The 13,469-nt window shown below is 37.0% G+C and carries 10 protein-coding genes; 6 read left to right on the top strand and 4 right to left on the bottom strand.

Annotated features, from left to right (window positions below; all coding sequences use genetic code 11):
* The first annotated feature begins 4 nt into the window (after positions 1 to 4).
* The 5 genes from ACXAGJ_RS17845 to ACXAGJ_RS17865 are packed head-to-tail and all read left to right on the top strand — an operon-like array spanning position 5 to position 3,325.
* Positions 5 to 1,111: a CapA family protein gene (locus ACXAGJ_RS17845; RefSeq protein ID WP_474841602.1), complete on the top strand. Its 1,107-nt coding sequence runs from the start codon at positions 5 to 7 to the stop codon at positions 1,109 to 1,111.
* A 4-nt stretch (positions 1,112 to 1,115) separates the two neighbouring features.
* The gene (locus ACXAGJ_RS17850) at positions 1,116 to 1,445 is read left to right on the top strand and encodes a MerR family transcriptional regulator (RefSeq protein WP_073318919.1); all 330 of its coding nucleotides are present in this window, start codon (positions 1,116 to 1,118) and stop codon (positions 1,443 to 1,445) included.
* 26 nt (positions 1,446 to 1,471) lie between these two features.
* Positions 1,472 to 2,071 (top strand): LemA family protein, encoded by a 600-nt coding sequence (locus ACXAGJ_RS17855; protein WP_474841604.1) that lies wholly within the window; start codon positions 1,472 to 1,474, stop codon positions 2,069 to 2,071.
* 3 nt (positions 2,072 to 2,074) lie between these two features.
* Positions 2,075 to 2,512 (top strand): TPM domain-containing protein, encoded by a 438-nt coding sequence (locus ACXAGJ_RS17860; protein ID WP_474841606.1) that lies wholly within the window; start codon positions 2,075 to 2,077, stop codon positions 2,510 to 2,512.
* Positions 2,513 to 3,325: a TPM domain-containing protein gene (locus tag ACXAGJ_RS17865; RefSeq protein ID WP_474841608.1), complete on the top strand. Its 813-nt coding sequence runs from the start codon at positions 2,513 to 2,515 to the stop codon at positions 3,323 to 3,325.
* 581 nt (positions 3,326 to 3,906) lie between these two features.
* Here ACXAGJ_RS17865 and der read toward each other — a convergent pair.
* From der to era, 4 genes are all read right to left on the bottom strand, one after another.
* Positions 3,907 to 5,214: a ribosome biogenesis GTPase Der gene (gene der, locus ACXAGJ_RS17870; RefSeq protein WP_073318950.1), complete on the bottom strand. Its 1,308-nt coding sequence runs from the start codon at positions 5,212 to 5,214 to the stop codon at positions 3,907 to 3,909.
* 309 nt (positions 5,215 to 5,523) lie between these two features.
* Positions 5,524 to 7,050 (bottom strand): choice-of-anchor I family protein, encoded by a 1,527-nt coding sequence (locus ACXAGJ_RS17875; protein WP_474841610.1) that lies wholly within the window; start codon positions 7,048 to 7,050, stop codon positions 5,524 to 5,526.
* A 178-nt stretch (positions 7,051 to 7,228) separates the two neighbouring features.
* Positions 7,229 to 9,970 (bottom strand): collagen-binding domain-containing protein, encoded by a 2,742-nt coding sequence (locus ACXAGJ_RS17880; RefSeq protein WP_474841612.1) that lies wholly within the window; start codon positions 9,968 to 9,970, stop codon positions 7,229 to 7,231.
* Between the two features lie 375 nt (positions 9,971 to 10,345).
* Entirely contained in the window at positions 10,346 to 11,227 is an 882-nt protein-coding gene (gene era, locus ACXAGJ_RS17885) for a GTPase Era (protein WP_474841614.1), read from the bottom strand.
* A 223-nt stretch (positions 11,228 to 11,450) separates the two neighbouring features.
* Here era and ACXAGJ_RS17890 point away from each other — a divergent pair, with 223 nt between their 5' ends.
* Positions 11,451 to 13,466, top strand: coding sequence for an OmpA family protein (locus ACXAGJ_RS17890; protein ID WP_474841616.1), 2,016 nt, complete (start codon positions 11,451 to 11,453; stop codon positions 13,464 to 13,466).
* The last annotated feature ends 3 nt before the right edge of the window (positions 13,467 to 13,469 follow it).

The raw sequence follows: 13,469 nt of genomic DNA on the forward strand, positions 1-13,469 counted from the left end.
ATCCATGCGTAGGATACTTCTATTTGCCTTTATTTTTGTTTTCGGTAGTACTGTACGGGCTCAAAAATATTCAAAAGAGGCTATTGATTCTATGTTCATTATTGCACAAAAAACCCAGGAAGAACTAGCCAAACCCAAATTTGTGAAGGTCATGGCCGTAGGGGATATCATGATGGGCACCAACTTCCCTAATGATAGTTATTTACCTCCCGAAGGCAAAGGACCTTTTGATGATGTAAATTCAATTTTGACACAGGCGGACATCCTTTTCGGGAATTTGGAAGGGACTTTGACCGATGAAGGGGAAAATGCCAAAAGATGTTCTGATCCCTCAAAATGTTATTCTTTTAGGTCACCAGAGTCTTTTGGAAAATATCTGGAAGAGACTGGCTTTGATGTCATGAGTATTGCCAATAATCATATTGGTGATTTTGGAGAGATCGGTATTAAAAACACTTCCAAAACGCTCGAAAAACATAAAATAGCATATGCTGGAGTTTTTGCGCAACCTTCTACCATTTTTGAGAAAAACGGGATTACTTATGGATTTTGTGCCTTTGCACCTAATAAAGATTGCCTAAAAATTCATAACTTAACCAATGCAAAAAAAATTGTTGAGGAACTAAAGCAAAAAGCAGATATCGTGATCGTTTCTTTTCATGGAGGTGCCGAAGGTTTTAAACACACCCATGTCCCTAGAAAAACAGAACGTTTTTATGGGGAGGACCGTGGAGATGTTTTCCGATTTGCACACTCGATGATAGATGCTGGTGCAGATATGGTTTTGGGCCACGGTCCTCATGTATCCCGAGCTTTTGAAGTTTATAACAATAAATTTATCGCTTATAGTTTAGGTAATTTTTGCACCTATTCCAGATTCAATTTGGATGGTATCAAAGGGTATGCTCCAATTGCTGAAGTACATATTGATCTGGATGGGAATTTTGTAAAAGGAAAACTGCATTCTGCCAAGCAAATTGATGAAGTTTATCCTTTTATGGACGAAAAGAAAAGGGCTTTAAAGGAAATTCAAAAGCTAACACAAGAAGATTTCCCTGAAAGCAAACTGGTTTTTGACGAAGACGGAAGTTTTACACAACAAAAAGAGTAAACACATGTACGTAGACCTACCTAAGAAATTATATTACGGTATCGGCGAGGTTGCCGCTGCATTCGACGTGAATACCTCTTTGATTCGCTTTTGGGAAAAAGAATTTGACATTTTGAAGCCCAAGAAAAATGCCAAAGGCAATAGAAAGTTTACTCCTGAAGACATTAAGAATCTTGAACTTATCTACCACCTCGTAAAAGAAAGAGGATTTACCCTTGAAGGAGCAAAAATCCATTTAAAAGAACAAAAACAAGAAACTCTTGACACTTTTGATATTATTCGAAAGCTAGAAGCTATCAAAGGACAATTATTGAAGATTAAAGAGCACTTATAATATATTCATTTCAACCACTTCGAAAAATGAAAAAACTTCTTATACCAATTCTTATTATCGTAGCCATATTAGGGCTATTCTATTTTTTATTTGCCGGAAGGTATAACAATGCCATTTTACTACAGGAGGATGCCAAGACCGCATGGTCTAATGTCGAAAGTGCTTATCAAAGACGAAGTGATCTTATCGGCAATCTGGTAAAAACGGTTCAGGGTGCTGCGGACTTTGAACGCTCTACACTCAAAGAAGTCGTAGAAGCAAGAGCTAAAGCTACTTCGGTCAACATAGACCCCAGCAATATTACTCCAAACCAAATGGCTCAATTTCAGCAAGCACAAACGGGATTAACCTCTGCGCTATCCAGATTACTAGTTACCGTAGAGCGTTATCCTGATCTAAAAGCCAATCAAAACTTTTTGAATTTACAAACTCAATTGGAAGGTACCGAAAATCGAATCAATGTAGAACGCAATCGTTACAATGAAACCGTTGGACAGTTTAATAAATACATAAAAGTTTTTCCAAACAATATTATTCTAGGCCTATTCGGAAGTTTTGAGGAAATGGCAAGGTTCAAGGCCGATGAAGGTTCTGAAAAAGCGCCTGATGTGGATTTTGATTTTTAATACATGTCTGAAGTAGAAGATTTTCTAACCCAACAACAAGAACAGCAAATTATTGCTGCCATTAGGCATGCAGAAAGGCTTACCTCTGGAGAAATACGAGTCCATATAGAAAGTCATACCGATCTCGATGTATTAGAGAGAACAAAAGAAGTATTTCATCTTCTTAAAATGGATAATACCGAACAGCACAATGGTGTATTAATTTATGTGGCAGTAACCGACCATATGTTTGCAATCTACGGAGATAAAGGAATTCATGAAGTTGTTGGAGACGATTTCTGGAATAGTACCAGAGACGCTATTTTAACCAAATTTAAGGAGAACAATTTTACACAAGGGTTAATTGATGGAGTACTCCTGGCTGGAGAAAAATTACAAAAATATTTTCCTTGGGAACATGGAGATATTAATGAACTTCCTGACGAAATATCCAAAGGATAGATGAAAAAGACGCTGCAACAATTCATAATATCTTCTTTACTTATAACAATAACTATTGTGTTAGGTAGCAATACTGCCTATTCACAACGCAATATACCTCCTAAACCATCTTTAGAAACTGCCGTTTACGATGACGCCACATTACTTTCTAATGCCGAGGTAAAACTACTTGAACGAAAATTGATCCGATATGCGGATACAACTTCTACCCAAATCGTTGTTGCTACTATTACTTCTTTACAAGGAGAAAATATCGGATTGTATGCCGCAGAATGGGCTCATAAATGGGGCGTTGGACAAGAGAAAGAAGACAACGGCGTTTTTATTTTGGTGGCTAAAAACGACAGAAAAATATGGATCGCAACAGGTTATGGAGTCGAAGAAAAATTGACCGATTTTACCTGTAAAACAATTATTGACGAAATCATTACTCCTGAGTTCAAAAAAGGGCGCTTCTATACCGGCCTGGACAAAGGAACAACAGCTATTTTTGAAGTTCTAGCTGGCACTTTTGATGGCAATAGAAAGTCTTCTAAAAAAAGCATCCCCATAGTACAAATCATTTTTCTGGTCATCTTTTTTATTATCATTCTCAAGGCTTTTTCCAAAAGCAACCATGGAAATGACGGTAAAGGAAACCGCGGGAGAAGATCAGGAAGCGGTAGCCTTTTGGATGTTATCATCCTTAGCAATATGGGCCGTGGTAGTTATGGAGGTGGATCCCATGGCGGTGGCAGCTTTGGAGGAGGAGGTTTTGGTGGAGGCTTCGGCGGAGGAGGTTTTGGTGGCGGTGGAGCCGGAGGTAGTTGGTAATTCTACCTGTTAGACCTTCCTAAATTAAAAACACTCTCTTGATTTTGATCACGCTGATTACTTACTTTTCCCTGAAAACAACTTTTCTCTGTTCTTTCAAAGCGTTCTTATCATAGGAAATTTTCTTTCCTCATCACCTAAATTTAAGCCGCCCTAAATTGTACAAATTAAGGCAACTCATCTTTCTACACTCTAAAATATTATATAGTTTAGATGCAATCACCGGTGACAAGGTATCGCTGAAAACCTTTATAAAATGTAGGCACAAATAATCTTAATTATGAAAAAATCTAGAAAAATTAAATTAAATCTAGACAAGCAAACTATTTCTAAGTTGGGTCAAAAAGCAATTAAAGGAGGACAACACTATACATGTACACCTACCTGTACTCAAACGGCCTTACACAGTAGATGTGGAAATCTTCAATGCTACTAATGTTAGAGTAGAGATTACATAACATTTAGACTTATTTAGATACAGAAACAACTAAGTCTTTAGACTACAACAATTCAAAACAGTCTTGCCTTCACTGAAGCAAGGCTGTTTTTTTACCACTTACTCTTGTTACGAGTTTAAATTGTTACTTCTTCCTGAAATACACCGAAACAGGCACCCCATGAAAATCAAATTCCTTACGCAATTGGTTCTCAATAAATCGCTTGTAAGGATCTCTGATATATTGTGGTAAATTACAAAAGAACGCAAACTGTGGTTGCGGAGTAGGTAATTGTGTAATGTATTTGATTTTGATATATTTCCCTTTGTATGCAGGAGGTGGATTGTTTTCTATAATAGGCAACAACACATCGTTAAGTTCGCTAGTTTTGATTTTTTTGGATCTATTTTTATAGACCTCAACAGCAGTTTCTATAGCCTTATAGATACGTTGCTTCGTCAATGCTGAAATAAAAACAATCGGCACATCAGTAAAAGGCTCTATTTCTTTTTTGATGTACTTTTCGAAATCTTTGAGTGTATTACTTTCCTTATTTTCAATAAGATCCCATTTGTTGACCAAAATTACTACTCCCTTTCTATTTCGTTCTGCCAGCCAAAAAATATTTTGCACTTGCCCATCAAAACCTCTAGTAGCATCCAAAACCAACAAACATACATCACAATGCTCTATAGCTCTTACCGATCGCATTACTGAATAGAATTCCAGATCTTCTTTTACTTTTGATTTACGCCTTATCCCTGCAGTATCTACAAGGTTAAACTCAAAACCAAAACGATTGTATTTGGTATCGATAGCATCTCTTGTGGTCCCTGCTATATCTGTTACGATATATCGGTCTTCTCCTATCAACGCATTGATGAATGATGATTTTCCTGCATTAGGTCTCCCCACTACTGCAAATCGAGGTAATTCATCTTCTTCGTCCTCTTCTTTCTCGGGTAATGCTTCTACCAAGGCATCCAAAAGTTCTCCTGTACCACTTCCATTGATACTTGCAATCGTGTAGTATTCTCCTAACCCTAAACTATAAAACTCTACTGCATCTGCAGCTCTCTTGGCATTATCCACTTTATTTACGGCAAGAAACACAGGTTTGTCTACTTTTCGCAGCAATTTAGCCACATCCTCATCCATCCCGGTAACTCCAGTTTCTACATCAACGATAAAGATAATTGCATCAGCCTCATCTATAGCTAATTCAACTTGCTTGTCTATCTCCGCTTCAAAAATATCATCACTACCTAGTACATATCCTCCTGTATCGATGAGAGAAAACTCAACCCCGTTCCAATCACTCTTACCGTAATGGCGATCTCGTGTCACACCACTTACAGCATCTACAATAGCTTCTCTTCTTTTTATCAAACGATTAAAAAAAGTTGATTTCCCTACATTAGGTCTCCCTACAATTGCTACAATATTACTCATTTCGAGATCTTTCTAAATTTTGTGCAAAATTAGACTTTTTATTTTAGCAGACCATAGGATTTGTAATAGATTAAAAATGAAGAGAAGTTTATAAAAAATAAAAAGCCCCACGGCCCGCGTTAAGGCCTATGGAACTTTTCATAATTGATAGTCAGTCAGTGAAATAATTACTTACTTCAAAGATAGCATGTATTGTAGTGAAGTTGGTTACTGTAAAACAACAAAGTTTTTATGGAAGTAATTTAACATAACATTTAACTGTTTTAAAAACAAAGTTTTACCTCAACTTTTTGGATTTTAACATCACAATTATTTACTGATTTCATAGATAGCAACTGTATTTGAGACTTCATGAGTTGCAATCAAAAGATCTTTCCCTGTTGGACTATCTGATGCTTTTACTACAATTAATCCTTCTGGGCTAATATCATTTGCATCTCTAAGCCACTCGATAAATCTTGGATTGTAAGGATTTGACATATCATATACCATTACTCCTCCGGTACGTTCTAACCCAACAAACAATAATGTTCTATTCCCCACTCTAAGGGTTACCACCGCTTCAGGTTCTGCTCCTTTGTCATCGGATCTTGCATCAGCTTCGCTTCCTTCGTTATTATTAAAAGCACTTGGGTCGATATCAAAAACAGTTTTTCCGATTTGATCTCCACTATCAAAAATCAGTGAGCCCGAGGTAGACCAAATACTGAAAGATCTTCCGCCATAGGCATAAATTTCATCAAAATCCCCATCCCCATCGGTATCTCCATTTGCTGTAGTTGTTTTTAACCTACCTAGATTTTCATCCAACTGTAATACATCTGCATCAGGAAAAACAGTAGGATCTAGAACAAGATCTTTTACTCTTTCCTCTTCAGAATAACCATCATAATCTCTAGCATCGCCTTCGTTTGCTGTTATTAAAAAACCAGCCCCTCTAATATTAGTATAGGTTATCGCATCTGGATGATAGAAACCATATACAGGCCAATTCTGGAAATTCCCAACAATGTCATCTCTATCACTTGCGTCGATTTGATTTTCTGGAAGGGCGTAATTTTTAACTCCCAGACCTACAATATCTCTAATCGACTTTGAATTCAGATCAACGATTGCAATTCCGTTATTTTCTTGTAAAGTAACATAGGCAGTTCTCGAATCTTTGGAGATAGCTATATACTCTGGTTCTACGTCTTGTGCAAATGTAGCTCCTGGGCCAAATACTCTGAAATGATTCCCTGCACTAGCAGCGCTAAAGGCATTGAAACCAACATTAAAAACTTCGTCTGTAAGCGTATTAATAATAGTGATAGAACCTTCGGGGTCATTAGTATACAAATCATCTGGTTCTCCTTCGTTTGCAGCCACTATAAATTTCCCATTAGGGCTAAAGGTTACCATATCCGGAAGTGGTCCGGCAGGATACGTATTTAGCAAATGCTGAGAATCTGAGTTATAAGTAGCAACAACTCCATTTGCTTGTTTGTTTGCAGCGTTTTCTATAGCTACTGCAACTACACCATTTTGAACTGCAACACTATTAGGTATTCCTGAAAGTGCTATGCTCGCTCCTTTTACAGGCACAGATGGATCTGTAATATCCCAAACAGAAAGTTCTGCTTCGTTAGGGTTTACTATAAATAATTTACCGGTACGAGCATCGAATGCTGAGATTTCGGCGAATCCTTCGTCGCCACTACCATTGCTAAAGCCTCCTATTTTTGTAAAACTAAGATTTTGAGAGCCACCTCCACCTTGAAAATCATCAAGATCGCAGGAACTAAAAATTCCCATAGTTATGGCAGCAAAAAGAAATGATTTGTTAAAAAGTTTCATTGTCGATACGTTTTGTGTGATTAAAACCTCAAATGTTGGTATCTAATATTTCTTTAATGTTATCCAAAAGCTAAATAACATCAAGCCATCTTTGATCTAATATTACCATTTTGTAACAAAAAAAGGCCCGCTATTAAAGCAGGCCTTATCTTTTATGGGTTTAGTTTCTCTGGATATATTAGTCTACAACAAATCGTTTCACCATATTAAATCCATTATCTCCTTTGATGCTAATCATATAAATACCGGACGATAATTTTGGAAAATCGGTAAGACTCACCTCCATAGTTGCTTCTCCTGCTGTCATGTTTTTGGTAACTACCGGTCCCATTGCTCTTCCTGATAAGTTATATACAGATACTCTTACAAATTGATTTTGTTCTAAGGAAAGGTTTACTTTAAGGTCATCTGTAGGCTTTAATAAGGTAGGGAATACACTGGCTGTTCTAACCGTATCTCCGCCACCACAATCTTTTACAATCACAACAACTTCAGCAGTACCCTCACATGCCCCTAATGTAACCGTAACAGAATAACTCGTGGTTACTGTAGGAGCAACCGTAATAGATCTCGTTGTTTCTCCGGTAGACCATAGATAGGTTTCACCTGGAGAAGCTGTAAGTGTCACTGCATTTTTTGCAAAAGAAGTATCTCCTCCTCCTCCATCAGTACAAATTACCTGATCTTCTCCTGCAGAAACTCTTAGTCTGTTAACCGCTACAAAAACCTCATCTGTAGCAGTACAATTCCCTTTACTAACAATAACAGCATAGTTGATATCTGTAGTTGGAGAAACTGTGATAGACTGGGTAGTTTCTCCAGTTGACCATTCGTAAGTATCACCTTCTTCAGCAGTAAGGGTTATTGTATCTCCCACACATATAGATTGATCATCTCCTAAATTAACTACAAAATCTTCTACAATTACTTTTACGTTATCGGTACCCGAACAATCTCCAGTATTCACTGTTACCGAGTACATTGTTGTTTCTCCCGGAGCTACTGTGATCGATTGCGTAGTTTCTCCATTAGACCATTCATAGGTATCACCCTCGGTAGCGGTAAGTGTTACCTCTTCTCCAGTACAAATAGTTTGATCTTCTCCTGCACTTACCACAGGCGAATCACCAAAGGTTACAGAAACTTCATCGGTAGCCTCGCAATCGGCACAGTCTTTTACGGTAACTGTATAGGATCCAGACTCTGTAACTGATATTGTTGGTGTTGTTGCTCCTGTTGACCACAAATAGGTAACTTCATTATTCTCAGAAGTAATACAATCTCCAATATTGATATTAAAATCTCCTCTATTAAAATCATTGTCTGTAGTATTAAACCATCCTGAAGCTCCATACCTTCCTAATTCGTCTTCGGTAACGTTGGCTCCATTTCCTAACTGAAAAGCTGGTCCCATTCTAGAAATATCAAAAGACCAGGAACCATCTGTATTTGATATTGTTCCTGTTACTTCGGTATAATAAATCCATCCATCTGTATTTTCTGTATTACAAAAATGGTCTTTAGGGCTTCCAGAAGGAGTACTGGTTGTTCTCCCAGAATAGGTTACATCCACATTTAAAGTCATTTGAGCATCATCATTATCAGCAACAGACCCCTTTAAGGTCGCGGTTCCGTTATCTAATTCCTCCCACTTGAGATCGATATTACTATATCTTTTTACAATATTGTTCCCATCATCTTTTAGCCATAAAACATACTCGAAGTTTTTCCCACATCTAGCAGTATTCTCTATTTCGTATGTTCCTGTACAGTCATTACAGGTAGAAGGATCTGAAACAGAGGCTGAAAGTACAACCTCATCGACTCCACAAACTGACACATCCTCTCCAGCGTCTACTGCAAGCAAACAGGCAGGAATCTCTGGATCAATACATGGTTCAAAAGGGTGGTGATGTAACTCTCCTTGATTGTGATAATAGTTATTGGCAATCACTTGCCCGTTAATATTTCCTGAAGAGTTTTTTACAACATCTGCCTCTGGAGCAAATAAGGTCCCTACCAAAGTTCCTCCTCCGTTCAAGGTTACCTTTCTCGCGTTGTAAAAATTCCAAAGAATAAAGCGCCCATGCTGATCACCAATATTGTTCATATTAAACACTGTCCATTCAAAATCTGATGGAGCATCTACATTGATTACCAATGGAGTTGTTGCATTTGGAGCATTTTCGAAAGTCATGTAGGGCAACCCTAAAAGCTCATTCGCCGAAAGGTTTAAAACATTTACCTGATTAGCAGCAAGTGTAATTTTGTAGTCTGAAGTCACTATAACATTAGCCTGTAATGTACTCCAAGAAGTCGATTTGGTTTTGAAATTTTCGAAGGCTCCTGCAAAATCTATAAGATTACTTTTTCCCACGGTAACTCCGTTTTGCTTTCTTTGTACCTGAATTCTAGGTTTAGCATCATAGCTCCCAGATGTGATTCGGGTGTTTACCGAAGCGTTATTAAGATCTACATCATGAACTGAAGAACCATTAAGGTTTCCAACCTTTGCATATCCGTGATTTAAATGAATTCCCTCTCCGGATTCGTAGTGAATTACACCTCCCACAATCAAAGAAGAAGGTTCGCTATCACCATTAAAATAATTTTCACCTCCTGTATGTGCAGCTAAAGTAATAATACCTTTCATTGTTAAATCACCTCCTAGCGCAACAGGTCCTTCGGTATCCCCTCCTTTTACATGAGTTTCATTTCTTACAAAGGCATTAAACCCGAGACTAGCATGTATCGCATTCTGGCAATTTGTATCTGGATCTGGGGTGTTTTTTACTTTTTTATCAGCATCCAGAGTATTGAATCCTGAAAAAAGAATAAAGATCATCAGTAAGCTACTAAAACACATATAATAAAGTGCTCTTTTGCCGTATCCGTTAAGTGTTCTTGTAATTTTTGACATTGGTAGTTGTGTTTATACATTCAAAAATTTGAATCGTTAGTTTATTTTTGGGTTTGTTATTCTGAAAAGAAGTTCGCTAAGACCACAATACAATCATCCCAGGCTTTAGGCAAGGGTTATTTTTATTGCTACAAAAAGAATAATTGTTTAATTAGCTGACAGGTCCTATTGAAGAAGTGTTCACGTTTCATATTTTGGGGCTTTAGTGTAAATTTGGACAGCTAATTTATGCATTACCGATTGAATGTCAACACTATCACAACCAAAAAACGTTAAAAACACTTTTTTCTACTTTTAAAAGCAAATTAAAGCATTTTTAAGTAGTATTTAACCTACAGATTTTTATTCAATTCTATAAAAACCAACAGATTACAATCACCTATTATACCCAAAACGTTTTAGTTGATTTTGGTTACTACGCCAATTTTTATTGATTTTTACATACAATTCAATATGAATTTTCTTACCAAAAAACTTTTCTAATTCTTTTCTGGATTCTACCCCAACTCTTTTTAGTGCACTACCTTTATGACCAATAATAATTCCTTTCTGGGAATCTCTTTCTACCATGATTACAGATCGGATTCTGATGATATCATCATCCTCAAAAAACTCTTCTGTTTCTACCTCTACGGCATACGGAATTTCCTTTTTGTAATGTAGGAGAATTTTCTCTCGTATGGTTTCATTCACAAAGAAACGCTCAGGTTTGTCTGTCAACTGATCTTTGGGGTAAAAAGGAGGAGATTCTGGTAATAAAGCTACCAATCGATCAAACACTTCTTTAACATTAAAGTTTTCTAAGGCGGATATGGGATATATTTCTGCATTAGGAACTTTTTGTGACCAAAATTCAACCTGCTCTTCTAGTTTTTCCTGATCGGATCGATCGATTTTATTGATCAGCAATAAGACCGGAATCTTTGCATGAGTTATTTTCTTAAAAAAAGCTTCATCTTTAAGTGCTTTTTCTCCAATTTCAACCATATAGATCAACACATCCGCATCCTCGAAGGCCGATTTCACAAAATCCATCATGGATTCCTGCAATTCGTAGGCTGGTTTGATAATACCAGGAGTATCTGACAAAATAGCCTGAAAATCATCTCCGTTTACTATTCCCAAAATCCTATGTCTTGTAGTCTGTGCCTTAGAAGTTATGATCGATAACTTTTCTCCTACAAAAGCATTCATCAATGTAGATTTACCCACATTAGGATTACCAATAATATTTACAAACCCCGCCTTATGCGCCATGCTAAAATTAATTTTTGACAAAGGTATATGAATATTTATCAATAGTATAATTCTACTCTTACAATGTTAAGCAACTGGCATTTGTTAACATTTTTATTCTGAAAATCGTTAGCAAGTAATTATTAATATGTTAATTTTTACTTCATTTTTTTATAATTTTAATATCAGTATGTTTTCAAAAACCCCGTGAAAACTAGTTTTAGAAACAAAATACTGGGATACTTTGAAAAATTGCGTAATACAAACCTTATCGATTTTTACAAGCAAAAAACTTGTAACGATAGGGGCTCTCTTTCTACTTCCGTTACTATTTTATGCGCAGGGCGATGATAAATTAATCGCAAAGGCTGACGAACGCTTTGATGCATTTGCTTATATCGATGCCCGAGCTATATATCTGGATGTTGCACAAAAAGGATATGCATCTCAATTGTTATATCAAAAATTGGCCGACTCATTCTATTTTACAGCAGACCTTGAAGAGTCTCTAGAATGGTATGAAAAATTAATCAACACCTACCCCGAAGACATTGATCCCGAATACCTTTTTCGATATGCACAAAGTTTAAAAAGTGTAGAACGTTATGCCGAAGCCGACCAAATGATGGATCAGTTTTATCAACTTACAGGAGGAGATAAAAGAGCAAAATCCTTTATCAACAAAAGAAATTATTTGGATTTCATAGAAATGCAATCTGGAAAATATGATCTCTTCACACTAAATATCAATACACGAAACTCTGAATACGCACCTAGTTTCAATCATAACAATCAAGTTGTTTTTGCCTCCTCCAGAAGTAAGGAAACCAAAGATTCTAAAATCCATGCCTGGACCAAAACACCTTTCCTGGATTTATACTCGGCAACGATACAAGAAGATCAGATAAACTTGCAAAAACCAGAGAAACTAAAAGGCAAAATCAACACAAAATTTCATGAATCTTCTTCTTCGTTTAGCAAAGACGGGAAAACTGTTTATTTCTCCAGAAACAACTTTACCAATAATAAATTAGGAAAAAGTAGAAAAGGAGTGGTACTGCTCAAAATATACAGAGCTTCTTTAATTGATGGGAAATGGACAAACATCGTTGAGCTTCCGTTTTCTAGTGATAATTATTCGGTCTCTCACCCCGCAATAAGTCCCGATGGCAAAAAGTTATATTTTGCCAGTGACATGCCAGGCACTTTGGGGCAATCAGATCTTTATGTAGTGGATATTTTGGGGAATCAGAAATACGGAAACCCAAAAAATCTTGGCCCAAAAATTAATACCGAAGGACGAGAAACTTTTCCTTATATCAGTGACAGTGGAAGACTGTATTTTGCCAGCGATGGCCATGTCGGCCTGGGAGGATTAGACATTTTTGTAGCAGTACCATCAGAATCTGGTTTTTCTGGAGCTTTTAACGTGGGAAGACCAGTAAACAGTTCTAAAGACGATTTTACTTTTGTACTCAATGAAGAAACAAAAATCGGATATTTTGCAAGCAATCGAAGAGGAGGAAAAGGTAATGATGATATTTATAGTTTTAAACAAACCGAAGAACTTATTACCACTTGCAAGCAATACATACAAGGTATTGTGAGTAATACTGCAACCAACGAAAGTATGCCTGGGGTTACCCTTGCTTTGCTTGACGCAACGGGAAATACAATTACTGAAACCACCACAAATAGTGTGGGGCAATACACCTTTGATATCGAATGCGAAAAACAATATACCGTGCATGTAGCCAAGGACTTTTTTATTCCTAAAGATATTCCTGTCACTTCCGACGATACTTATGAGTTTTTGCACGATGTTCCTGTTCCTCTTACTCCAGAACAGCAACCTGAATTACTGCTCACGTCGGTAGCGGTAAATGTAGGAGATGATCTGGGGAAAATACTGCAGTTAGAATCTATTTACTTTGGATTAGACGATGCCACCATAACCTCACAGGCCGAAGTGGAACTTCAAAAAGTAATTTCTGCCTTGCAGAAGTATCCAGAGTTAAAAATTGAAGTTCGCTCTCACACAGATAGCAGGTCAAGTTACTGGTACAACAAAAAACTAAGTGTAAAACGCATGCGCGCTACCACAAAATACATCATAACTAATGGTTTAATCAATTGGAGAAGAGTGAGAGGAAAAGCCTATGGAGAGCGAAGACTCATCAACGACTGCACTGACGATGTACCTTGTACCGAAGAAGAACATCAGCAAAACAGAAGAAGCGAGTTTATAGTCATTGAATAAATA

The sequence above is a fragment of the Aquimarina sp. AWH4_224 genome (genome assembly GCF_056160245.1).

Coding starts and splice junctions, on each gene's coding strand:
- der (WP_073318950.1), bottom strand. CDS start 5,214: ATGAGTAATATTGTAGCAATTGTAGGGAGACCTAATGTAGGGAAATCA.
- ACXAGJ_RS17845 (WP_474841602.1), top strand. CDS start 5: ATGCGTAGGATACTTCTATTTGCCTTTATTTTTGTTTTCGGTAGTACT.
- ACXAGJ_RS17875 (WP_474841610.1), bottom strand. CDS start 7,050: ATGAAACTTTTTAACAAATCATTTCTTTTTGCTGCCATAACTATGGGA.
- ACXAGJ_RS17855 (WP_474841604.1), top strand. CDS start 1,472: ATGAAAAAACTTCTTATACCAATTCTTATTATCGTAGCCATATTAGGG.
- era (WP_474841614.1), bottom strand. CDS start 11,227: ATGGCGCATAAGGCGGGGTTTGTAAATATTATTGGTAATCCTAATGTG.
- ACXAGJ_RS17865 (WP_474841608.1), top strand. CDS start 2,513: ATGAAAAAGACGCTGCAACAATTCATAATATCTTCTTTACTTATAACA.
- ACXAGJ_RS17850 (WP_073318919.1), top strand. CDS start 1,116: ATGTACGTAGACCTACCTAAGAAATTATATTACGGTATCGGCGAGGTT.
- ACXAGJ_RS17880 (WP_474841612.1), bottom strand. CDS start 9,970: ATGTCAAAAATTACAAGAACACTTAACGGATACGGCAAAAGAGCACTT.
- ACXAGJ_RS17860 (WP_474841606.1), top strand. CDS start 2,075: ATGTCTGAAGTAGAAGATTTTCTAACCCAACAACAAGAACAGCAAATT.